Raw genomic sequence first — 24,530 nt, 5'->3', positions numbered from 1 at the left:
ATGAAATTTTTTACGTCAAAGCACTTATCCTTTAAGCTTGTAACCCTGGTAATTTTTATCAGCTTTAATGCAGCAGCGCAGGAAATTAGCAGGTACCCGTTAATACCATATCCTGCAGAATTGGTTGCCGGTAAAGGCTCTTTTATTATTACTTCAAAAACGAGTATTTTACTTGCTGAGCGGTTTTGGAATGAGGCAAATGAATTAAATGATTTGCTAAGCAAGGGCCTTGGCAAAAAATTAAGCATAACTAAAAACCCTAATCCCCATGCTATAAAATTGGTATATGATGCATCCATTGCTGCCCCTGAAGCATATAAGTTAACCATTACTCCGCAACAGGTAATTATAGCGGCAAAAGATCCCGCCGGAATCTTTCATGCTATTGAAACTATAAGACAACTGTTGCCTGTTTCAATTGAGGACGGCAACATAGCGAAGCAGTTATCGTTACCAGCATTAACCATAGAAGATCATCCAACTTATGAATGGCGTGGCATGCATTTGGACGTATCACGGCATTTTTTTTCCATTAACTATTTGGAGAAGTTTATCGACAGGATGGCGCTTTACAAAATGAATAAGCTGCACCTGCATTTAACCGACGACCAGGGCTGGCGCATCGAAATAAAAAGATATCCAAGACTTACCGAAGAAGGGGCATGGCGAACTTTTAATAACCAGGACTCGGCCTGCATGAAGCGCGCAGTTGATAATCCTGATTTTACTATTGATAAAGAACACATCATCCAACGCGATGGCAAAACGTTATATGGTGGCTTTTACACACAGGATGAAATGAAGGGTGTTGTGGCTTATGCTGCTGCCAGGCATATCGATGTTATCCCGGAAATTGATATGCCCGGCCATATGATGGCCGCAATAAATTCGTACCCGTTTTTAACCTGCAATGGCGAGAATAAATTTGGCGAGCTGTTTTCAAAACCCATCTGTCCTTGTAACGAAAATACGTTTGAGTTTGCCGAAAATGTATTTAACGAGATTATGAAGATCTTTCCATCAAAATATATTCATATTGGCGGCGATGAGGTTGACCGGTCCGACTGGGCAAAATCTGATGCTTGTAAAGCTTTAATGCAAAAGGAGGGAATTAAGGACCTGCCTGCCCTGCAAAGCTACTTCATTAACAGGATGGAAAAGTTCTTTAATTCAAAAGGACGCAAGATGATAGGTTGGGACGAGATAATTGAAGGCGGCGTAACCAAAACGGCGATTATAATGTACTGGCGTGGATGGGTGCCTGATGCACCTGTAAAAGCAGCTAAAAATGGCAATACCGTTATCATGACACCCGGCGAACCATTGTATTTTGACGCCCAGCCGGATCAGTACTCCATTTCTAAAGTATACCATTTTAACCCTATCCCGAAGGTGTTAAATAAAGAGGAAGCAAAAGCGATAATCGGTGCCCAGGCAAACATCTGGTCGGAGATGATACCCTCAGAAAAACGTGCCGATTATATGTACATGCCACGCATGACTGCATTGGCCGAAATGCTTTGGACGAATGATCAAAATAAATACGATTCCTATTTAAAGCGCCTGGTTCAGCAATACAACAGGATGGATGCACTGAAGATCAATTATCGTCTGCCCGATCTTCCGGGTTTGTTAAATGAATATGTATTTACTGATGAGGGAAAATTAAGCATTACTAAACCGTTGCCGACCCTTACTATCAGGTATACAACCGATGGCTTGCCACCGACAACTGCATCACCGAAACTGCCATCGCCTTTAATTATTAAAACATCGGAACTGGTTAAAGTAGCCGCCTTTACACCGGCAGGTACCCGCGGTGATATTTATAGCCTTAATTATACGCAACAGCTCATGCTTGGCCCGGTGAAAATTGCACCACCAAAGCCCGGATTGGCTTGCAGCTATTACAAAGCTTATTTTAAAGAAACCGCCTTAATGCACGGTGCGAAAGTTGACAGCACATTTATTACCAATAAAATTGAGGTGCCCTCCACAGTAAAAGCGCCATCATTTGGAATTACCTACAGAGGCTATATCGAAGTTCCGACTGATGGTATTTACAGTTTTTACCTAACCTGCGATGACGGCGGCGTTTTACGCATCGGCAATAACGTAACAGTGAATAACGACGGCAACCACTCAGCCCAGGAACGCAGCGGGCAAATTGCATTGGCGATGGGCGCACATCCGTTTAACCTTGACTTTATTGAAGGCGGCGGCGGCTTTAAGCTTTTATTGAAATATAGTTTAAATGGTTCGGAACCGAAGGAAATTCCCGCGAGTTGGTTGAAGCATTAAGATTAAATTGCAACTCCAATTTTAGCCGCCTAACTGCTCCGATAGGAGCAACATATTGGTAGCAAAATAATTAAAAGAAGTTTTTTCGCTCCATAGGTGCGTAACTAATTTGCACGATACAGAGATATGTTATTGACCTTAAAATGTTAATATTTTAAGGTCAATAACAATTTTGGCATTAAACGCCTTTAAAACTTCTAATATTCTTATTCCCCAAAGCTCTACTTATTATCAAAACAAATTGCTAATAATATTGGTATTTTTAATTGATATGAATGTGGATAGGATAACGGAGAAATTGAACATCCTGGCGGATGCAGCCAAGTATGATGTATCATGCGCATCGAGCGGCAGCAAGCGAAAAAATGAGAATAAGGGACTCGGCAATGCCAGCAACGGCATCTGTCATAGCTATACCGAAGACGGACGATGCGTATCGCTGTTAAAGATCCTGCTCACTAACCATTGCATTTTTGATTGTGCTTATTGTGTGTCCCGCAAAAGTAACGACATCAAGCGCGCTGCCTTTACCGTTCAGGAAGTGGTTGATCTCACCATTAATTTCTATCGCCGCAATTATATTGAGGGCCTGTTTTTAAGCTCCGGTATTTTTAAGGATGCCGACTATACCATGGAGCGATTGGTAATGATCGCCAAAAAACTCCGTACCGAAAATAACTTTAACGGTTATATCCATTTAAAATCCATTCCCGGCGCAAGTGATGAATTGATGCGCGAGGCCGGTCTGTATGCCGATCGCCTGAGCGTTAACCTCGAAATGCCAACCGAAGCCGGTTTAAAGCTGCTTGCCCCTGATAAAAACCGCCAGGATATGATTGACCCTATGACATTTTTAAATAAGGAGATCATCCAGCGTACCGAAGAGAAAAAGCTTTTTAAAAAAGCGCCGATGTTTGCGCCCGCCGGGCAAAGCACCCAGGTAATAATCGGTGCAACGCCCGAGAATGATCAGCAGATTTTAAACACAGCCAATCACTTTTATAAAAACTTCAATTTAAAGCGGGTTTATTATTCAGGTTATGTGCCGGTGCTGGCTGATAAACGCTTACCCGGCTTAAACACAGCCGTGCCAATGGTGCGCGAAAATCGCCTTTACCAGGCTGATTGGCTGATGCGCTTTTATGGCTTTAAAGTAAACGAGATTGTAAATAACCAACAACCACTGCTTGACCTGGACATCGACCCAAAACTTGGTTGGGCCATCCGTAATATGCAAGCCTTTCCTATCGATATCAACAAGGCTGATCTGCAATTGATCCTCCGCGTGCCGGGGATTGGCGTTCAATCGGCGCAAAAGATTGTAAGTGCCCGCAAATTTGCCCGCTTAAATTGGGATCAGCTTAAAAAAATAGGTGTTGCCATAAACCGCGCCAAATATTTTATCACCTGTAAAAGCAATGATTTTGAACGCAGAGATCTTACCGGAACTAAAATTAAGCAATTCATCCTTGCCGAGTCGCAGAGCAAATACTTAAAGAACGTGCAAAACCAGTTGAGCATTTTTTAACCATGACAAGGCTGATATACGATGGCACATTTGAAGGCCTGCTAACCGCTGTTTTTGAAGTTTATGACAGGAAACTCATACAGGTAAATCTACAAAAAAACGGGAACGCAAACAGCGCTATGTTTGAAGATGTACTGCAAATTATAACCGATGATATCCGGGCTAATCGGGTACTAAAAGGCCTGAATCAAAAGCTATCGGCGAATGGCGTGCAGCGTATTTACATTGCGCATCTCTCTGAAATGGAAAACGAAGAAAATAATATTTTAGGTTATATCAGGTATGCGTTTGATAGTAAACAAAATATAGAAGACAATTACGGCAACAAATACGTGCTCAGGATCTCGGAAATTGTGAGGATGATGCGCCGCGAAAAACACCGTATGGAAGCATTTATCCGTTTTCAGAAGCTTAAGGACGAAACTTATTATGCAGGCATCGAGCCTGATTTTAACGTTTTACCTTTATTGATCAAACATTTCAAAAGCCGCTATGCTGATCAGAAGTGGATGATCTATGATATTAAACGCAATTACGGTTTGTATTACGACCTGCACGATGTTGAATTTGTTTCGATGGAATTTTCATCTGTTAACTCGCCGGGTAAAGTGGTTGCTGCTTTCGGGGAAGATGAAGAAACCTACCAGCACCTATGGAAAAATTATTTTAAAAGTGTGGACATAGCCTCGCGTAAAAATACAAAGCTGCATGTAAGGCACATCCCTAAACGATACTGGAAGCATTTGACGGAGAAGATCTAAATATTTATCGTTTTTAAATAGGGCCGTTTTGTACAATTTTTTCGTTTTTGCACAATGTAGTTTTGGCCGTAATTTAAAGATCAAGCTAATATGAAAAAGCAAATTTTATTATCAGTTATCCTGTTATTGCTGTGTTTTAGCTTTAACAAAGTTGCCGCTCAAAGCGATCTGGCTGAAGAAAAAAAAGCTATTGCTGCAAGTAACAGTATTTATTTTCAATCGTACCTAAAGAACGATCCATCTATTTTTATCAACCGTTACGCAGAAGATTGCCTGATTATGCTGCCAAATGCACCCGCAATGAAGGGGCATAAAGGCGCACTTGACTTCTTTAAAATGACCAGCCACAAAAAAGGAGGGCTTTGGAACGGGAAATTTATTACTACCAATGTTTATGGGCTTGGAAATGGTTATGTGACCGAAGAGGGGATCTGGCAATCATTTGATAAAAACAATAAAATAATTGATAATGGAAAGTTTTTGGTGTTGTGGAAAAAGACTGCAAAGGGCTGGAAAATGTTTCGCGATTCGTTCAGCAGTGATAACCCCGCCAAATGAGAAAATATCAGTAAATTTACGTTATGGAATTTAAGCAGTTTTTTCCATCGGATATACTGAAGCCTTATGTAAGGCATTACTATATCTTTGAATCTGACTCGGATATTGAGTTTGAAGATACCGTTTTCCCCAGCGGGGATATGGAATTGATCTTCAACCTGGGTAGTGGTACCTGGGAGTCATCTGTTGAAAATAAATACTTAAAAACGCCTGGCATTGAACTATGGGGACAGGTTACCAAACCGCTCCCTATCCGCTCAAAAGGGAAGCACACCATGTTGGGCGTTAAATTCTTCCCGCATTCGGCCGCCTATTTTTTAAATGATGAAATAGGTTTGTTTAATGATCAGATCTCAAATGCAGCTGATGTGATTGGTGAGCCTGTTAACACTCTTTACGCCCGTTTGCTCGAAACATTGAATCCCGGTAATAGAATAGCGCTATTGGAGGCTTTCCTGATTAAACAGTTAAAGGAAAATGAAAAACGTTTTTTCAGAATTGATAAAGCCGCCAATATTTTGACCAGTATAAAAAAGGATCCCGCCGAAAATAACCTGAACAATATTGCACTAAAACATGGCATTACCGCGCGGTACCTGCATAAACTTGTTTATCAGAATACGGGCCTTTCGCCAACGGCGTTCAATAAAATAAACCGGTTCCAGTTCAGCCTTAAGCTTATTTCAAAAAACGACCTCTCGCTTACCTCAATAGCTTACGAAAGCGGTTACTTCGACCAATCGCATTTTATCCGCGATTTTAAATTGTTTACCGGTTTTACCCCCTCTGCTTACCTGCACAACATTACTCCTGTTAACCAGCTTTTACAGCAATAATTTTACCAGTTCCTGTTTGTACAATTTTGGCATTCGCCGCCAATGTAGCTTTGTTTAAAATTAATTAACAAGCTAAAAATATGAATAATTTTGAAGCATTTGTGCAACTGCACAACAATCCGTCCCAGTTCGTTTTGGGTAACATTTGGGACGTTCACAGCGCTACCGTATTTGAAGCTGCCGGTTACCAGGCTATTGGCGTATCAAGCCAGGCCATGTCAAACTCACTCGGCTACGCTGACGGCGAAAATCTCCCATTTGACCTGTTGCTGCGTCTTGCAAAAAGGGTGGTTGAGGTGGTGAAAATTCCTTTTTCTGTTGACATGGAAGGGGGATATGATAAAACTGCCGCTGGGATTATCAATAACATTAATAAACTGCATGATGCCGGCGTAGTGGGTATAAACCTGGAGGATACAATCCCCGGCGCATCACGCCAATTCCAGTCGGCAGACATTTTTCAGAGTACGCTTTCAGCAATAGCAGACCACATCAGCCGGAATAACATGCAGCTTTTTTTAAACATCAGGACGGATGGTTTCCTTATGGGCTCACCAACTGCGCTTGAAGATACGCTTGTCCGTGTTAAAACCTATGAAGACGCAGGCGCCCAGGGGATCTTCGTTCCCTGTATTACTGACAGCGGTGATATTAAAACAGTTGTACAAGCCACCACGCTGCCCGTTAATGTAATGTGTATGCCCGCACTTCCCGGTTTTGACGAATTGGGTGCACTGGGTGTAAAGCGCATCAGCATGGGGCCATTCCTTTTTAACAAGGTGTATAACAACGCGGGCGCGCTGGCAAAAGCAGTCCTTAGTGACAACAACTTCGCGTCGATTCTTTAAAAATAACTTAATCATCAATAAAAACTAAAAACAAATGAACTTACCAACAAGAGCACAGGACGCTCACACTACACTTGCAGCCGCCTTTAATACAGGCGATGTTGCCACCGTTATGAACATGTATGATGTTACAGGAATTATTGTGCCGGAGCCGGAAAAACCGGTATCGGGCAGGGAAAAGTTTGAAGAGGCCATAAAAGCCATTTTATCTATAAAAGGAAAAATGGAGATCAAAACCGTTTATTGCCTGCAAACAGGCGATGTTGCCCTTGGCCGTTCCGAATGGAGCATTAAGGATGGAGACGAAGTGAAAATAAGCGCCAAAGGCATTGAGGTAATGAAACAGCAGGCCGATGGTACCTGGAAAATTATAATAGACCAGGCATTTGGCGCAGAAGCTAACCTGGTGGCGTAAAATGAAAAAGCCTTAAGCCGGAGCATAACGCTGCGGTTTAAGGCTTCCTGGCAATTTATAACGTTACTACTGCTTCTTTATCTCTACCCTTCTGTTCAATACCCTGCCTTCTTCAGTACTGTTATCTGCAACAGGTTTACTTTCACCATATCCTTTTATAGCAAGATTATCACCAGAAATTCCACTGTTAACCAGATACAGTTTTACAGAATTTGCTCTCTCTACCGATAGTGCCATGTTGTGGTCAGCACTACCCTCGGCCGAAGAATTACCGTTCAATACAAACTTTACAGAGGGGTCTTTCTTTATTTCGGCGGCAATCTTATCTAAAGTAGGATATGAGTCGGTTTTTAAGATGCCTGAGTTAAATTCAAACTGGATATTTTTAAAGTTATAGTCGGGTTTTGCAACCGGTGGCGGCGGTGGCGGTGTTTCCTGCTGAACAGGAGCAGCCGGCGGTGGCGTTTCCCTCTTTACAGGTTGTGGATCGGGTGGATAGGTAACCGGCGGGCGCGTAACTATCGGCTTTTTAGCCTTACATGCCGGCAATACGGCCACTGCGAATAAAATACTAAATAACAGGAAATACGATTTGATAAATTTCATAAATTATGATGTATGATGTAAATATAAAAACGCAGCTTAAATTAGCTTATTGTAAATTATAAACATACTCACACTTTTTGCAGGCACCACGTGGTCATACATCGCAGATTTTGCACGTTGGTGGTTTTTATGGGTTCAAATAATTGTCCCTTTAGGTTTTGGGTGTAATTAAGCAACATTTGCTCGTTCACTAAAAAACGAACTGAGCCATCAGGCAATAAATAGCGCCGGTTCTCAATATGTTTTACTTTGTCTTCTATCCCTATGTCTGATGCCAGTCGTGCAAAAAGATAGCCGCCTGGTTTTAACACTTTCCACATGGATGTTAACATGGCTTCGAAATGGTCCTCATTGTTTGCAAAATGCAGTACCGCGCTGCTTATTACCAAATCGAAAGCTTCATCATTAAAAGGCAGATCCTCAGCCGCAGCCGTTTTAAAATTGGTTAAGGAAAGGTTTGGCGCAAGTGCGGTTGCAAGTGCTTTTACAGCTTCCACAGCTTGCGGGTTTGGATCTATCCCGTAGACATCAAACCCGTTGCGTAAAAAATAAATAAGGTTACGCCCGCCACCACAACCGGCATCAAGGATCTTGTGGCAATTATCAAAACGGCCTTTTAATAGCTGGTCGAAAAGGTAAATATCAATATTGCCATAAAGCTGTTGTAGGTTTTGCTGCATGGCGCTAATGTAAGCCGAACTATCCGGAAATTAAAAATAGTTTAGGATTGCAATTTTTTTCTATCTTTGCCGCAATTCCTGATTTGTTAACCATTTAAATATCAAGGAATCATGACAGAGCAAGTCCACATATCGCCCCTTTCGCTCATTGCCTAAACGGCAGGCAAAATCCTTTTTTCAATTTTTTTTAGATAAAATAACCGGTTGCTTTTTTTCACCGACAAGTTTTTTGTGCTGCCATAAATTTCTACAGCTGAGCGTTGTTACAGGGCTATCTCCCTAATCAGGGACGAATCATTGTAATTAAAATCAATATTAAAATTTTAATACAGGAAGCCTTATGGACCTGCATGAGTTGCCGTACCGTTTAAAATCGGCGAGGCAAAAAAGACGGCTCGTTAAGAAAGACCGCGATAAGCAATTGATTGAACTGGATAGGTTGCAAACTTCTCTTTTAGAACAAAAACGACAGCTACCAATGATACCCCTGGAACATCCTTATCAAAAAGGATGGAAACGGATTTTTGTATTACGGCAAGATGTACGGCAAAGCGAAAAAGCGATGTTTTACCAGGCAATATTGGATAAGATCAATACCGTTGAATATAACAAGGATATCAGCTTTAAAAAAAGGAAAAGACGGAAACAACGCTATCATTATGAAGAACAGCCTCAAACCTTGCGGCCTATATATGATAATGACTGGCAAAGCGATAAGTTAAAATTTACCGAAGCTGAAAAAGAGTGTTTTTATCGCAATGAAGAATGGTCGGCATCAAGAAGTAAAATAATAGTAACCTACTTATTTAACGACTCATGGCGCTTTGTGTTGGCGGTTAAGCCACACATTATTTACGAAGCAAAAATGGTTGATGAACAGCTGGAACAGGAGTTAAAAGCTATTGATAACAAGATTGCCCGGTATTATTTGTGGCCAAAAATCACGAAGATAAACAAGGGCAATTGTTATAAATACTGGAAGATAATCCCTTTTGAACAACCGAAATATGTTAACAAATTAAAAAACCAACCCAGGTATACCAACAAAGAGGCGTACCTGGATTAAAAAACATAAACCCACATGGGCAATTTAAAAACAAAAGATCTGACAAAAATAGGCTACACCAATAACCAATTGATAAGCCTGGTATTGGGCATAGCCTCGAAACATTTTAAGCACCATAGCAATGATCAATTGATCGACTTGCTAACGGAGATTAAAAACAACCCGGAAGAATACTTGCAGGACGAAGTTGCAGGAAAGATAGCCGGGAAAATAATTGGTAAAGTAGCTGAGCCCCAGTTTAAAGCTTTTGAGCTGATGGCAACGCCTGCACCATATAAAATTTATGGCGGTAAGGACATTGAAGCCGTAGCTAAAAAACAAATGGATTTGGCGATGCTGCTGCCCGTAAGTGTTCAGGGAGCTTTAATGCCCGATGCGCACATGGGCTTTGGCCTGCCGATTGGCGGCGTGCTGGCTGCTGATAATGCAGTGATCCCTTATGCCGTGGGTATGGATATTGGCTGCCGCATGGCGCTCACCATTATTGATGAAAGCGACACGTTTATTAAACGTTACGATTACAAGCTGAACCAGGCCTTAAGAAACCACACCCATTTCGGGATGGAGGGCGGATTGGACGTAAGGCAGGAGCATGAAATTTTGGATAGTGCTGTGTTTGGACAAATCCCTTTCCTGAAACAGTTGCGAAGCAAGGCCGTAAGACAATTAGGTACATCAGGTAGCGGCAACCACTTTGTGGAGTTCGGCGAAATTGAACTTGCAGAAAATAACACGCTGGGCTTGCCCGGCAAAAAGTACGCGGCATTACTTTCTCATTCCGGCAGCAGGGGGGTGGGCGCCGCAATAGCCAAGTACTACACGCAGGTTGCTATGAATACCTGCAAGCTTCCGCGCCATGCGCAACAGCTGGCCTGGCTCGATATGAACAGCGAAGCCGGACAAGAGTATTGGCTCACCATGACTTTAGCAGGTGATTACGCGAGGGCCTGTCATGAGCGGATCCACGCCAACCTGTTAAAGGCACTGGGTTTAAAATCAATCATGGTGATTGAAAACCACCATAATTTTGCCTGGAAGGACACGCTGGCGGATGGCAGGGAAGTCATCGTTCACCGTAAGGGCGCTACGCCGGCACACACAAACGAACTGGGTATTATTCCGGGTAGTATTACCACGCCTGCTTATATAGTAAGCGGCAAGGGTACTGATAATGCACTATTCTCTGCATCGCATGGCGCCGGGCGTGCTATGAGCAGGCAAAAGGCAAAGGATAACATGACTGTTTCCGGGATGAAAAAGCTGTTGGCGAATGCTGATGTAACCCTTATTGGCGGCAGTGTTGAAGAAAACCCGCAGGCTTATAAGGATATTGAAACAGTGATGCAGGCACAAAGAGAGTTGGTAAACATTGAGGGGAAGTTTTTCCCGAGGATTTCAAGAATGAACAAGGATTAAAACAATGAAAAAGGTAATTATACAAATTACAGCAGGCAAGGGCCTGGCAGAATGTTGCCGGGTTGTTGCCCTTGTGCTGCAAATGCTGTTAAAGCAGGCAAAGCAACAGGGAATACAAATTGAAGTATTGGAAACTATAAAAGGTGAATATCCTGATACATTATTATCAGCAACATTAACGGCGCAGGGCGACGATTTGCAGGTTTTGATTGCCGAATGGCAGGGCACTATTCAATGGATAGGCCCAAGCCCGTTCCGAAAAAATCATAAGCGCAAAAACTGGTTTGCAGGGGTGGCGGTTTTCGATGTTAAAGAACTGCCTAAGTGGGATTTAAAGGATGTAAAGCTTGAAACCACCAGGGCGTCGGGGCCGGGCGGGCAAAACGTTAACAAGGTTGAGACGGCGGTAAGAGGTTTGCATTTGCCGTCGGGTATACAGGTGTTCGCTATGGATAGCCGGTCGCAGCTGGAAAATAAAAAATTATGTTTAAGCAGGTTAGAAGGAAAAGTGCTGGCCCGGCAAACCGGGCAACTGGTTGAGCAGCAGCAAAGCAAATGGCTGCAACACCATTCGCTGGAGCGCGGCAACCCGGTTAAGACACTAAGGGGTAATTTATTATAGGTTAATAATTTAACCTTAATTTTCATTAGTCGTAACAAAATAATGTATTATTACAAAACCATACAGAATATTGAGCATATTTTTTATATTCGTTTTATATGCCGGACCATTTGATTGATAGCGAATTAATTGATCGTTTAAAACACGATGATGATATTGCGTTGTCAATTATCTACAAAAAATACTGGCAAATGCTGTATGTCTCGGCCCATAATATCCTGAAGGATCAGCAGGCCTGCGAGGATATAATCCAGGAGCTTTTTATAAAACTATGGAATAATCGCCATGCTATCGAAATCAACGTATCGTTAAAAGCGTACCTGTATGCGTCAATCAGGTACGAGGTTTACCGGCAGATTAAATCAGGTGCGGTTAGGGCCGATATTTATGATAATTTGTTAGAACGGCTGCAAACGCCGGAAACCTATCATAACATTGAGTACAAGGAACTGATAGGCCAGATAAATTCAGTAGTAAACCAATTGCCCGAAAAATGCCGGGAAGTTTATAAGTTAAGTCGCGAGGAACAACTGTCGCACAAACAAATTGCCGAGCGGCTTAACATATCCCCCAAAACAGTAGAAAACCAAATAACAAAAGCATTGCGACATTTGCGCACGTCGTTAACCACCACAGTTATTGCCGCTATTGTTTATTTTTTGCTAAGATAGCCTTTCGTTTCACTATCAAGCTTAAGGAGTAAACAGCTTCCAATGTCCTTCGGAGATGACTTCAACGGCGCCATCGGTCACTTTTATGGCGGTCTGATCGTCAATCGCGTATGACGGGACTGGTATGGTAGCAGCCAGCTTCTCTATGCTGGCTAGTGAATTCTCCGGAAACCATTCATGATCCAGGTGCGGATGTATGGCAAGATCAACCAGGTTCAGCGATTTATCCGTTTCGGCCGGCAGGACATGGTTACCGTAGGTGGTTCCAAAACGGGTCATTATCATGCTCCCGGCGCTCAGGCCCACGTACACCGTTTTGCGCAGCAGCGACGGCAATAAGTCAGTCAATCCGGATTGCTGCATCCAGTAGCACAGGTACTGGCAGTCACCACCTCCCACCAGCAAGGCGTCTGTCTCCTGCAGCATGGGAATCCAAAGCTCTCGTTTGATGCTGGGCAACGCGGTTAGCTCCAGCAACCCCAGTGACTTCCACCCCAATTCGCAGAAAGGGTCGCCTAATGACCCGCGGATCACCCTCCGTATTATATCAGCGCCGCCTTTTATCCCGTATATCGCGGTGGGCACGAAAAGGGCGCTTGCCTCGGCAACCGGTTTGCCCAGGAGTTCAACAAGGGCGTTATGGATGCTCGTGTTGCTGATACCGGCGGAAGTAAGAAGAAGCTTCATGATTTCTTTCTTTGGCTATTTTGTCGCCATGCTTGATAACCTATTCTTAAGTTGCCAATGGCCGACGTTATTTCAAATATTAAAATTAAATCATAAATCTCAAATATTTAAGATCACAGGCAATCAACTTTTTAAACAACAAACCCGTCAATTAGTGCAGGCTGATCACACGCGTAATTTTCCAGGTGCCGTTCACCCTTTTCCAGGTATGTACGAAACGGGCAAATTTTGAATTTGGGCCGGTGTCATGAATACTATGAAACCGGTGATAGCCCATTTCGACTGCGCCATAATCTTTAATCGGGTAAACTTCAATACTGCCCTTCAACAGCTCGCGGGTAACTTTTCCGCAAATATTGTTCTTATAGGCTTCCACCAGCTTTGCTTTTGAAGTGAGCAAACCGCCCTGGTCATGAAAAAATTCGATGTCATCCGATAGCAGTTGATCCTGCACATCCATCTTGCAGTGATTATAGGAATCTTCCCAAATACTATCCATTCGGACGATCTCGTCGTAGAGTTCCTTTGATTCCGGTTTGTAGGCAGGGCGCGTATATACTTGCTTAGCAGGCGTGCTGCATGCCGAAGCAAGGATTAACATTAGTAGTATACAGAAAAGGGTATTTTTTTTAGTTTCCATAATGTATGAGCAAGTTTTTATCTTATCGTTTTTTTTACTGTGACGATAAGATTTGGAAACAGGTTACATGCTGAAAGGGAAATGCTGAAATTGAGAACGGCGAATTTACTACCCCTATAGAATTAAAAGCCGAGGCAAGTAAATGGTGGCCGTATAACCAAGTCCGTCGGTTCAAGCACGCTTGAACCGACGGAAAAATACATGAAATCACACTAAAATTTGTAAATATCAACGAAAAAAAAAGTAAATTTAAAGAGCCGATCTTACTCCCCGGACCATCCAAGAATGAAGACTTTCTACGGGATATTTTTTATCCTGACATTGTTAAGCTGTAATAATAAACCTAAATCCGCTGTAAAAAAGGATGTACGTAAAAAGGTTGAAAAAAAGTCACCCCCTGCCGAAAAGGCAATCGTGAAATATACCGACAAACAACTTGAAGCATTTTTAGATAGTGTAGGGCACCTGGCGCAGAAGACACTAGCTGATAAGGTGGCTTTTGGGGTCGATTCGATATTTAAGAATTTCACCAAACCTATGAATCGGCTGGTGCCGGCCAATGATTTTGAGCAGCTTAAAAAGGCTATCAAAGCCAAGATGATAACACCGCGGTTAGCGCGGACCATCTTCGGCGAATTGAGCGGTGACAGTACGTGTAATGCCAACGGATTGCTTGACAGTGTAAAAAAAGGATATGTTCATTTATCATATTTTCCGTTTGATAAATTAAGGCAATTTGCAGTGCGTGTGAGCGATGCTGAACACTGTAATGGGTCTGACTTGTATTTTTTTAGGGATAACAGGATTATTGCCAAACAGGACGGCTATAGTAAATACTTTGATGATGATATTAAATATTATCCTGCAGGCGATGGTAATACGATAGTTTACCGAATGATTGAATTTAACAGTGGCAGCGGGATTTGGTGGAACCAATACTTCTTTTATAAATATGACGGCGACCAACTGATACCTGTTTTAAATATCCCTGAAAATACCAACCTGCTGCAGCCATCGCCATGGGGTCTTCGGGAGTTATGGTTTGAGTCGACAGTTAAACGGACAATTCCGCTAACCATTAAGATGGTATATCATCAAACACTGCCTGATACAACCGAGCCTGGTGATTTCGATTCGGTGTCGTACAATAACAGGCCAATGATTGTGAACGATTCAACTGTTGTAAAATATAGTTGGAATAAGCAAACCAAAACGTTGCAGCCTGACTTTACCGGCACGAAAATTAACCAGGCGCAAATACTGTCATATTACCTTAATGATAACGAGTTGCTGGCTATAAATGCTTATTATACTAAATATCAAAAAATGATGATCAGTAAAAAAAAGCGGCCTTATTTGTTGAATTACCTCAATACGATAAAAAATTATAAATAACACAAATACTGCCGCCAGCAAGAATACCCATGCATCCATCGCAATCCGGAATGGATAGTTTTCCAGCCACTTCTGCATGGCCCAATGTGCTGAAGGAGCTGATATCATAGCGGAGATCAAAATCAAAACGGCAAAGTCTGTACAACAAACATCACGCTTCAAAAAATATTTTCCATCCCCATAGGGGATAGCCCTTAATTTTTACTCTCCTTATAAAACGAAATTAGTTTTGAACCAGCAAGAATTCCGTCAGCTTATCGATAAGTATTTAGCGGGCAACGCGTCCGTTGAGGAGGAACAGTTGCTGCTGAATTTTTTCGACAGCTTCCAGTCGGACGCGGAGTGGGATAATGATGTGTTTGGCGCAAAACAACAGCTTGAAGATAAAATGCTAAGCAGGTTGCAAAACGCAGTTGCTCAATCAAATAATAAAAAGCGCAAAATATTCTCTATACCTGTGCTAAAGCACGTTGCTGCTGCGGCTATATTTTTAGCCGCCGCCAGCACTATTATGTATTGCATAATGCACAGGCAGCAGCAAAACCAGGTGGCTGTTAACAAACCCGCTGTTACGCATGATGTTAATCCCGGCGGCAACAAGGCCACACTTACCCTAAGCAATGGTGCAACCTATGTACTTGATTCTGCAAAAAACGGCATTTTGACCCAAAACGGGAAAATTAGCATAAAGAAGGAAAAGGACGGGCAGATAGTATATGCTGCCGATGGTGTAAAAAGTACTACTGCCGATGAGAACATGTATAATACCATGACCACAAAGGCAGGTGGTCAATACCAGGTTTTACTGGCTGATGGCACCAAAGTTTGGCTGAATTCAGAATCCTCAATAAAATATCCAACTGCGTTTAAAGGCAGTCAACGTATAGTTGAGCTTACCGGAGAGGCTTATTTTGAAGTAGCAAAAAATGCGGCCATGCCGTTTATTGTTAAGGTGAATGATATGCAGGTAAAGGTTTTAGGCACACATTTTAACATTATGGCCTATAATGACGAAGCTGCTGTGAAGACTACGTTGCTGGAAGGTTCTGTAAAGTTATCTATCGGGCAGGCAAGCAATGTTTTAAAACCCGGTCAGCAGGGTATGGTAAATAAAAACGGGCAAATTAAGGTTGTTGATGTTGACACCGACCTGGCCATAGCCTGGAAGAACGGCTATTTTGAGTTCGACCGCTCAAACATACAGGAAATAATGGCGCAGCTATCACGCTGGTATGATACAAAGGTTACTTACGAAGGTAAAATTCCGGACGATGAATTTGTGGGTAGAATTGAGCGAGGCGTAAAGCTGTCGCAGGTGCTGCGGATACTCGAACTGAGTCATGTGCACTTTAAAATTGAAAACAAAAATATAATTGTAACGCCCTGAAAAACGCAATAAGTAATTAAAAGCCATTAAATCCCTTGCTATGAAAAAACACCGACAAAGTCATAAATAATACTCTCCCTGAATCCCTTATCCCAAAATGAAAAAACCGGCGGGTGCTGCAACACCCTCCGGTTTTAAAAAATGGATGGGTTTACGCTATCATCAATAGAAATATAAACCAAAACATTCAAAGTTATGACATTAAACGCTAGTGGTAAAATTTTTATTGCCACAAAAAAAACAATTCAACAACTGTTTTTGATTATGAGGATAACAGTACTATTAATTATAATTGGCTGTTTGCAGTTAAGCGCCAAAAGTTTTTCGCAAACCATCACATTAAACGTAAAGTCTTCACCCATTCGCAAAGTGTTTTCGGCTATCGAAAAGCAAAGCGGGTATGGGTTTTTCTACCGCTACAAAGATGTAGAAACGGCAGCACCCGTTACCCTGCAACTAAATAATGCGACGCTTGAGGATGCGCTGGCACAATGCTTCAAAAATCAGCCGTTTACCTATACCATCGAAAACAAAACCATTGTTGTAAACAAAAAGGATATACCTGCACAAAGCATAACAAAAATTACGGTTTCAGGTACGGTTTACGACAATACGCATTTGCCGTTGCCGGGTGTTAACGTAAGAATTAAAGGCACTACTGACGGAACGGTTACAGGCACCGATGGAAAATACAGCTTAACAGCCGATGACAATGCCACCCTGGTATTTTCATTTATCGGCTACAAAACACAGGAGATCGCTGTTAATAAAAAATCCGCCATCGACATAACCCTGCAGGAGGATAATACCGAAATGAAGGAGGTTGTGGTAATTGGCTACGGTAACCAGGAACGTAAAGATGTTACTGGCGCCGTTGGGTCTGTTAAAATGGCCAATATAAAAGAGATAAAAGCAGCCAGTATTGATCTGAAGCTTGCTGGCCAGCTTGCCGGGGTTACTGTAAACCAGGTAACAGGTACACCGGGCGGTGGGGTATCAATCAATATCCGCGGCGCAGGTTCAATCGGTGCCGGTGATGATCCGCTATATGTGATTGACGGCTTTCCGGTATCACCAGGTTTTGACCAATATTCAAACCCATTGAGTACCATCAATCCGGACGATGTAGAAAATATCAGTGTTTTAAAGGATGCAGCATCCACCGCGATATACGGTTCGCGCGGATCAAACGGGGTTATCCTGATCACCACTAAAAGAGCAAAAAAAGGTGAATCAAGCATAACTGTAAACACCTCTACTGGTGTTCAGAGCATCCTTTCGCAAAGCAAGCTAAAAATGATGACCGCCGCGCAATTTGCACAGTGGCGCACAGAAGCCATACAGGACGCCAATAAGGTGAATGGTACAAATGACCCTATCCCCGCTGCGTACCGGAATCCGGCAGCGCTTGGCAAGGGCACCGATTGGTTTGATGCAGTAACCCGCACCGCACCTATGCAAAACTATGATGTTACCGTTGCTAATGGCACTGAAAAGGTAAGATCATTATTTTCTGCAGGGTATTTTGACCAGCGGGGAACAGTATTGAATACAGGCTTCCAACGCTACTCATTAAAAACTGCGATAGATGCCGACCTGATAAAGAATTTAACGGTTGGCCTTAGTTTAGCGCCTACCTATAGCCTGAGAAATTTACAGCAAACAGACGGCCATTTTGACTCCGGCGTATTAAGCCAGGCCTTATTAGAAAGCCCGCTTACCCCGGTTAAACAACCCGACGGATCATATACCAATGTGGTTGGCTCGCCTGGCACGTTCCAGAATGCAAACCCGGTTAGCCAATTGGTAAATACCACCAATAAATACAGCCAGTTTAGAACACTAGCCAATATTTATGCGGATTGGAAAATTGTTAGCGGGCTTGATATAAAGTCGACTTTTGGTATTGATTACCAAAACAGCACCGGCGATTATTTCAGGCCATCGTTCCTTGGCGGTTTTAACGTGCCAAACCGCGACGGGCAGCAGGTAAAAACAGCGGCGTCATTTAATTCATCAAGCACATTGAACTGGCTGAATGAAAACAGCATCAACTATAAAAAAACATGGGGCGATCATACGCTAACAGTATTGGCCGATTATTCCATCCAGCAGGAGATCAATCATAACCGCTTAACATATGGAACTGGCTTTGCCGATGATGCAATCCGCTCGGTTAATGCAGCAACAATTATTACTGCAAGCGCAGGGGATGAAGAATGGCGGTTACTATCGGTAATTGGCAGGGTAAACTATGCATATAAGGATAAGTATTTATTAAGCGCATCAATCCGTCGTGATGGATCGTCAAGGTTTGCTCCGGGACATAATTGGGGAACATTCCCGTCTGTGTCAGCAGGATGGCGCATTTCGGAGGAGTCGTTCTTCCCCAAAACAGAATTTATAGACGAGGTGAAGTTTACAGGCAGCTATGGCCTTGCGGGTAACAATGCGATCCCTGAATATGCCTATGCCTCGCCGGTTGGTCCTACCAATTATACATTTAACGGCACCCTTGCACCAGGTTCTTCCTTATTGCAATTAGGTAATGTTGATCTTGGCTGGGAAACCACAAAACAGCTTGATATTGGCATGGATATCTCCCTGGTTAAGGGCCGCGTTTACTTAATTGCTGAATACTATAACCGCTATACCCAACGGCTATTGCAGGGCATTTCGGTGCCAATAGTTTCCGGCTATGATTTCGCAACCGCAAACGTAGGTAACGTACGTAACAGGGGTTGGGAGTTTACCTTAACTACCAAGAACATCGTGGGCACCGGCTTTAACTGGACATCGGATTTTAACATCTCGTTTAATCGCAACAAGGTGCTTGATTTAGGCACAACGCCAAATATCAAGGAAGCTCCTTTGAATGACAATGCAACCAGCATTACCCAAGTAGGCTTACCTATGGGCCAGTTTTATGGTTACATATTTGATGGGATCTTTAAAACACAAGCAGAAGCCGCAAAATGGGGCTTGAACGCTGGTAATATTAAATACAAGGATATTAACCACGACGGTGTAATTGACGGTAACGACCAAACCATTGTAGGTAATCCGTGGCCGCAGTTCACTTTCGGATTTAATAACCACTTTGCTTATAAAAACTTTGATATGCAAATTGTAACCGCCGGTTCGGTTGGTGGCCATGTGTTTGATGTTTACAAGCAATTCACTACAAATCTTGACGGCGTGTTCAATGTGGAACAGTCGGTTATTGACCGCTGGCGTTCGGCAAGCAAGCCGGGTGCTGGTCTGCTGCCAACAACGGTATCAAATACCAACCTTGCCCGCGATGAATTTCCATCATATTGGGTTGAAAGTAACTCGTACTTAGCAGTTAAGAATATTGATTTAGGATACAACTTCAAAACAAAGTTCAGCAAAAACTTCAGGGTTTATATAAGCGCGCAGAATGCAATATTGATAACAGGGTACAAAGGCGGTAACCCGGAAGTGGGTATTGATACCGGCGACGGTAACCGCTCACTTTCACCAAACGTGAATTTTAACGCTTACCCCGTTTCTGCGGTTTACACAGTAGGCTGTAACGTAACGTTTTAATTGAGATTGTTAGTTGATTTATAATTCAAACAATAATAACTGAAGACATGAAAAAATATATATACCTTTTTTTAATTACAGCGCTTACCTTATCAGCCTGTAAGAAAAGTTATCTCGAACTTCAAAATGATACTACTCAAAATGCCGACAACTTTTTCAAAACGGCAGCACAGTTTACCCAGGCGATAAATGGCGCATACCAGCCTTTGCAAGGCATATACAACGGCTCGTTTTGGGTGTTGGCTGAAATGCGCTCTGACAATACCTCGTACGAGTATGATCCCTATGACCGCTCCGGTACCGAAAAGGAAGAAATAGATGAGTTTAGGGAGATAAATAATAACCAATATGTAGAGGTTTTTTTTGGCGGCGCTTATACAGGTATTGGCAGGTGCAATGTTATTTTAGGCAGATTGCCGGCAGCCAAATTAGGCGCTGCTGTTTCAGACCCAATAGAGGGACAGGCCTTATTTTTACGCGCTTTTAATTACTTTAACCTGGTACGTTTGTTTGGCTCTGTGCCGTTGGTAACAACGGAAGCGCAATCCGTAGCAGATGCATTTAAACTGGCAGTAAAAGCACCGGTTGACAAGATCTATACCCAAATAATTGCCGATGCTACTGCGGCTATCGCGAAGCTTCCGGTTAAATATACTGCAGATGCCGACAAGGGCCGGGTAACCAAGGGCACTGCCGAAACCATGCTTGCCGAAGTGTATATGACGCAAAAGAAATTCAATCTCGCCATACCTTTGTTGCGCACAGTAATAGCCTCAAACGCCTATAGCCTGAACGCTGATTATGCAGATAACTTTGACATCCATAAAAAGAATGGCCCGGAATCGATCTTTGAAATTCAATACCAGGAGGGCCCAAATGGGCTTGGCAGCGATTTTATAGACCAGTTTATTCCATGGGATTATTATGATAGCGATGTAACCGGGTTCGAGATCCAGAACGGGGCATTAAACGGCTGGAATATCCCAACACAGGATATGGTAAACGCTTACGAGGATGGCGATAACAGGAGGGATGCATCCTTAATCGACTTTACATCCGATGAGTTTGGCAATGATCTGCCTTTTGTTAAAAAGTACCAGAGCATTGCCGCTGTACAAGGCGTTACCGCAAATGATTTCCCCGTTTACCGTTATTCAGACGTGTACCTGATGCTGGCCGAAAGCCTTAACGAACAGGGTTTTGCAGGTGGCGGCGATGCATTTAAATATTTGAACCTGGTGCGGGAGCGTGCCGGGCTGAATGACAAATCGGTAGGAAATGAAGACGCTTCATTAAACGTACCTAACCAGGATGCCTTCCGCGCAGCAATTGCCCATGAAAGGCAGGTTGAGCTGGCTTTTGAAAATCACCGCTGGTTCGATTTGTTGCGCACAGGTAAGGTCCTTGAAGTAATGAAAGCACATGCAGCCAGCGAAAGGGCTTCGAAAAGTGATTATTGGAACATCAGTCCGTCTGCCTACACCAACATCCGCCTGCTGTATCAATACCCGCTTAACGAGCAAAACCTCGAGCATTGAAATTAATGCAGCCCGCCGCTTGTCAGTGGGCTGCAATATATATTGCTACATCAATCAAAACGACGGCCCCTAACGTTAATATAGTATGATTTTTTTGAGCAGGATTTTTTTGCGCAAAAGTATGTGTATAGCCACTGCTTTATTGATCCCGATTTTTACCCCCGGCGTACTACAAGCGAAGAAAAAAGCGCCTGTGCTTTTTAGGGTTGATAATTTAACCTGTGAATACAAAATTAATCCTATCTCGGTTGATGTTACAAACCCGCGCTTAAGCTGGAAGCTGATCACCCTGCAACGTAACCTGCGCCAAACTGCGTACGAAGTGAGGGTAGGCTCAAACGCTGCCACCATTTTAAAAGGATTGAATATTGTTTGGACATCAGGGCGGATCCCGTCTGATCAGTCAGTTCATATTTATTACGGCGGCAGGCCAATGATATCGCGGCAAAAGGTTTACTGGCAAGTTAGGGTTTGGAATAACAAGGGCCAGGTAACACCGTGGAGCCAGATCAATTCATGGAAAATGGGACTGTTAAGATCCGATGACTGGACAGCGCACTGGATCCAGAGTAACGATGCGCAGGATACAACTGGCGGTGCCAGCCCCATGTTTCGCAACGATTTCATGCTTACCCATAAGGTTAAGGCAGCACACTTATACATTTCAGCCCACGGCCTGTACGAAGCACAGGTAAATGGCAAACGAATCGGCGATGATTACTTTTCGCCGGGCTTTACCAGTTACAATAAGCGCCTGCAATACCAGGTTTATGATATTACCTCAAGCCTGCAAAAAGGGCTGAATGCTTTTGGTGTTACCTTAGGTGATGGCTGGTACCGCGGCTATACCTATGACCGTAAAAAGAATGTATATGGTAAAAAGCTTGCGCTGCTTTTCCAGCTCGAAGTGTTGTATACCGATGGTAAGCGACAAATCTTTGTTTCAGATAAAAGTTGGAAGGTTACCTACGGTGCTATCCGTTCCTCGTCGTTTTTTGATGGTGAAGTTTATGACGCCCGCAAGGAAATTCCTAAATGGGCAACCCCTGGCTTTAACGATGCCGGGTGGCAACCGGTAAGGGTAAACGATTTAATAAAGGATAAGCTCATCGCAATGGCCGGTCCTCCTGTTAAAAAGGAGGAGCGCTTTGCCCCACGCCAGGTACTTACTACGCCAGAGGGGGATCGCGTAGTTGATTTTGGTCAGAATTTAGTAGGCTGGGTGAAATTTAAATTAAAGGGAAAGGCGGGCGACACTATAAAGCTATATCACGGTGAAGTTCTTGATCAAAAGGGCAATTTCTACAATAAAAACCTGCGCACAGCGAAGCAGGAAATAACCTATGTTTTTAAAAGTGATACTGCCGAAACCTACGAGCCGCATTTTACATTCCAGGGATTTCGGTATGTAAAAATAACCGGGTACAAGGGGCCGATAGACTCTACCAATGTAATGGCATACGCACTGTATTCGGATATGGATCAAACCGGGAAATTCTCCGCCTCCAACCCGCTCATCAACCAATTACAGCATAATATTTTATGGGGACAAAAAGGTAATTTTATAGATATCCCCACCGATTGCCCCCAACGCGATGAACGCCTGGGCTGGACGGGTGATGCGCAGGCATTTGGCCGCACGGCCACGTTCAATATGGATGTCGCCGGTTTTTTCACCAAATGGCTAAAGGACCTTTCGGCCGATCAGATCAAGGGAGGTGCCGTGCCTTATGTTATCCCCAATGTTTTGGACTCCACCTATTCGGCTGCGTCAGGCTGGAGCGACGTGGCAACCATAATGCCCTGGAATGTTTATTTAGCCTACGGCGATAAGCAAGTGCTGCGGCAGCAATATGAGAGTATGAAAGCCTGGGTAACCTATATTCAGCAGCATACCCGCAATAACCTTTGGGATACCGGTAACCACTTTGGCGACTGGCTTTTTTACTCCGGCACCGATTACGAAGAAGGTGCCGCCCACACCGACAAAAACCTGATAGCGCAGGCATTTTATGCGCATTCCACCCAATTGCTTATTAACGCAGCAAGAATCCTGAATAAGGAGGATGATGTTAAAAAATACGTCCAGTTGCTCATTAACATAAAGAAGGCTTTCATGAGCGAATATGTTACGCCCAACGGGAGAATGATCTCGGGCACGCAAACATCCTATGTACTTGCCTTAAATTTTGATTTACTTCCGGAGGACCTGCGCGAGTCTGCAGCAAAAAGATTAGTACAGAACATTGATAGCTATGATGGTCACATCACCACAGGATTTTTAGGTACGCCCTACATTTGCCATGTGTTAAGCCGCTTTGGTTTTACTGACAGGGCTTATGATTTGCTGATGAATGAATCGTACCCTTCATGGTTGTACCCGGTTAAGCACGGTGCAACCACAATTTGGGAACGTTGGGACGGCATTAAACCCGATGGCAGCTTTGAGGACCCTGCCATGAACTCCTTTAACCATTATGCCTACGGCGCCATTGGCGATTGGATGTACCGCGTTATCGCCGGCATAAACACTGACGAAACATCGCCGGGCTTTCACCGCACGATCATTTCACCGCACCCGGGAGGAAGATTAAAGAATGCCGACGGCGAGCTGGAAACAATGTATGGTAAGGTGAAATCTGCATGGAGCATTGCCGATGGTAATATTACTGTTGATATTACCGTGCCGCCGAATACTTCCGCACAAATTATCTTACCTTTAGTAGGCAGTGATGTAATGGAGAGTGGTGTAGAAATAACATCAATAACCGATTTAACCAATGTAAAAAATGCAGGCGACGATATCCAGCTAAATGCAGGATCGGGAACCTATCATTTTGTATACAAATTGAAAAATGTGAAGCCGAAACGGGCGTAAATGTAGAGACGCAATATTTTGCGTCTCTCTGCAATAGTTATATAATATTTATTTTTTTCTTCCCTCTTTCCGCGTAAGCGAAGAGAGGGAGGTCCAGCGTAGCGTCGACCGGGTGCGTCAACTCTGC

At 43.3% G+C, this 24,530-nt stretch carries 20 protein-coding genes; 16 read left to right on the top strand and 4 right to left on the bottom strand.

The window, feature by feature from the left end; all coding sequences use genetic code 11:
• The 7 genes from KXD93_RS12015 (at position 1) to KXD93_RS11985 (ending at position 7,247) form a co-directional block, all read left to right on the top strand.
• Positions 1–2,301 (top strand): family 20 glycosylhydrolase, encoded by a 2,301-nt coding sequence (locus tag KXD93_RS12015; protein ID WP_258137354.1) that lies wholly within the window; start codon positions 1–3, stop codon positions 2,299–2,301.
• A 271-nt stretch (positions 2,302–2,572) separates the two neighbouring features.
• A complete protein-coding gene (locus tag KXD93_RS12010; RefSeq protein WP_258137390.1) occupies positions 2,573–3,829 on the top strand; it encodes a putative DNA modification/repair radical SAM protein in 1,257 nt (418 codons plus the stop codon).
• A 2-nt stretch (positions 3,830–3,831) separates the two neighbouring features.
• Positions 3,832–4,590 carry a TIGR03915 family putative DNA repair protein gene (locus tag KXD93_RS12005; protein ID WP_258137353.1) on the top strand — a complete coding sequence of 253 codons (759 nt, stop codon included), beginning with the start codon at positions 3,832–3,834 and terminating at the stop codon, positions 4,588–4,590.
• A gap of 90 nt (positions 4,591–4,680) precedes the next feature.
• On the top strand, positions 4,681–5,148 hold the full coding sequence (locus tag KXD93_RS12000; RefSeq protein WP_258137352.1) for a YybH family protein: 468 nt from the start codon (positions 4,681–4,683) through the stop codon (positions 5,146–5,148).
• Positions 5,149–5,171: 23 nt separating this feature from the next.
• Positions 5,172–5,984: a helix-turn-helix transcriptional regulator gene (locus tag KXD93_RS11995; protein ID WP_258137351.1), complete on the top strand. Its 813-nt coding sequence runs from the start codon at positions 5,172–5,174 to the stop codon at positions 5,982–5,984.
• A gap of 80 nt (positions 5,985–6,064) precedes the next feature.
• Positions 6,065–6,832: an isocitrate lyase/PEP mutase family protein gene (locus tag KXD93_RS11990; RefSeq protein WP_258137350.1), complete on the top strand. Its 768-nt coding sequence runs from the start codon at positions 6,065–6,067 to the stop codon at positions 6,830–6,832.
• A 34-nt stretch (positions 6,833–6,866) separates the two neighbouring features.
• Positions 6,867–7,247: a YybH family protein gene (locus tag KXD93_RS11985; protein ID WP_258137349.1), complete on the top strand. Its 381-nt coding sequence runs from the start codon at positions 6,867–6,869 to the stop codon at positions 7,245–7,247.
• Between the two features lie 66 nt (positions 7,248–7,313).
• Here the strand turns inward: KXD93_RS11985 and KXD93_RS11980 are convergent, their stop codons facing one another.
• Together KXD93_RS11980 and KXD93_RS11975 are read right to left on the bottom strand one after the other, a co-directional pair.
• The gene (locus KXD93_RS11980) at positions 7,314–7,853 is read right to left on the bottom strand and encodes an OmpA family protein (protein ID WP_258137348.1); all 540 of its coding nucleotides are present in this window, start codon (positions 7,851–7,853) and stop codon (positions 7,314–7,316) included.
• Positions 7,854–7,921: 68 nt separating this feature from the next.
• Positions 7,922–8,533, bottom strand: coding sequence for a class I SAM-dependent methyltransferase (locus KXD93_RS11975; RefSeq protein ID WP_258137347.1), 612 nt, complete (start codon positions 8,531–8,533; stop codon positions 7,922–7,924).
• A gap of 340 nt (positions 8,534–8,873) precedes the next feature.
• On the opposite strand from KXD93_RS11975, the gene KXD93_RS11970 reads away from it, so the two are divergent.
• The 4 genes from KXD93_RS11970 (at position 8,874) to KXD93_RS11955 (ending at position 12,308) form a co-directional block, all read left to right on the top strand.
• The gene (locus KXD93_RS11970) at positions 8,874–9,599 is read left to right on the top strand and encodes a hypothetical protein (protein ID WP_258137346.1); all 726 of its coding nucleotides are present in this window, start codon (positions 8,874–8,876) and stop codon (positions 9,597–9,599) included.
• Between the two features lie 15 nt (positions 9,600–9,614).
• On the top strand, positions 9,615–11,015 hold the full coding sequence (locus tag KXD93_RS11965) for an RtcB family protein (protein WP_258137345.1): 1,401 nt from the start codon (positions 9,615–9,617) through the stop codon (positions 11,013–11,015).
• Positions 11,016–11,019: 4 nt separating this feature from the next.
• On the top strand, positions 11,020–11,637 hold the full coding sequence (prfH, locus tag KXD93_RS11960) for a peptide chain release factor H (RefSeq protein ID WP_258137344.1): 618 nt from the start codon (positions 11,020–11,022) through the stop codon (positions 11,635–11,637).
• Positions 11,638–11,735: 98 nt separating this feature from the next.
• A complete protein-coding gene (locus KXD93_RS11955; protein ID WP_258137343.1) occupies positions 11,736–12,308 on the top strand; it encodes an RNA polymerase sigma-70 factor in 573 nt (190 codons plus the stop codon).
• 21 nt (positions 12,309–12,329) lie between these two features.
• Here the strand turns inward: KXD93_RS11955 and KXD93_RS11950 are convergent, their stop codons facing one another.
• Both KXD93_RS11950 and KXD93_RS11945 read right to left on the bottom strand, forming a co-directional pair.
• Positions 12,330–12,995 (bottom strand): Type 1 glutamine amidotransferase-like domain-containing protein, encoded by a 666-nt coding sequence (locus KXD93_RS11950; protein WP_258137342.1) that lies wholly within the window; start codon positions 12,993–12,995, stop codon positions 12,330–12,332.
• Positions 12,996–13,146: 151 nt separating this feature from the next.
• Positions 13,147–13,635, bottom strand: a complete 489-nt coding sequence (locus KXD93_RS11945) for a nuclear transport factor 2 family protein (protein WP_258137341.1) — start codon at positions 13,633–13,635, stop codon at positions 13,147–13,149.
• Positions 13,636–13,920: 285 nt separating this feature from the next.
• Between KXD93_RS11945 and KXD93_RS11940 the strand changes: the two genes are divergently transcribed.
• The 5 genes from KXD93_RS11940 to KXD93_RS11920 all read left to right on the top strand — a co-directional run bounded on the left by KXD93_RS11940 (position 13,921) and on the right by KXD93_RS11920 (position 24,403).
• The gene (locus tag KXD93_RS11940; protein ID WP_258137340.1) at positions 13,921–15,030 is read left to right on the top strand and encodes a hypothetical protein; all 1,110 of its coding nucleotides are present in this window, start codon (positions 13,921–13,923) and stop codon (positions 15,028–15,030) included.
• Positions 15,031–15,259: 229 nt separating this feature from the next.
• On the top strand, positions 15,260–16,417 hold the full coding sequence (locus KXD93_RS11935) for a FecR family protein (RefSeq protein WP_258137338.1): 1,158 nt from the start codon (positions 15,260–15,262) through the stop codon (positions 16,415–16,417).
• Between the two features lie 264 nt (positions 16,418–16,681).
• Positions 16,682–19,987, top strand: coding sequence for a TonB-dependent receptor (locus KXD93_RS11930; protein ID WP_258137337.1), 3,306 nt, complete (start codon positions 16,682–16,684; stop codon positions 19,985–19,987).
• 47 nt (positions 19,988–20,034) lie between these two features.
• On the top strand, positions 20,035–21,525 hold the full coding sequence (locus KXD93_RS11925) for a RagB/SusD family nutrient uptake outer membrane protein (protein ID WP_258137336.1): 1,491 nt from the start codon (positions 20,035–20,037) through the stop codon (positions 21,523–21,525).
• 94 nt (positions 21,526–21,619) lie between these two features.
• Positions 21,620–24,403 (top strand): alpha-L-rhamnosidase, encoded by a 2,784-nt coding sequence (locus KXD93_RS11920; protein WP_258137335.1) that lies wholly within the window; start codon positions 21,620–21,622, stop codon positions 24,401–24,403.
• The last annotated feature ends 127 nt before the right edge of the window (positions 24,404–24,530 follow it).

The organism is Mucilaginibacter phenanthrenivorans (assembly GCF_024721155.1).
Taxonomy (GTDB): Bacteria; Bacteroidota; Bacteroidia; order Sphingobacteriales; family Sphingobacteriaceae; genus Mucilaginibacter; species Mucilaginibacter phenanthrenivorans.
Note: the sequence above shows the minus strand (reverse complement) of the source record. Positions and strands in the feature narration are given on the sequence as shown.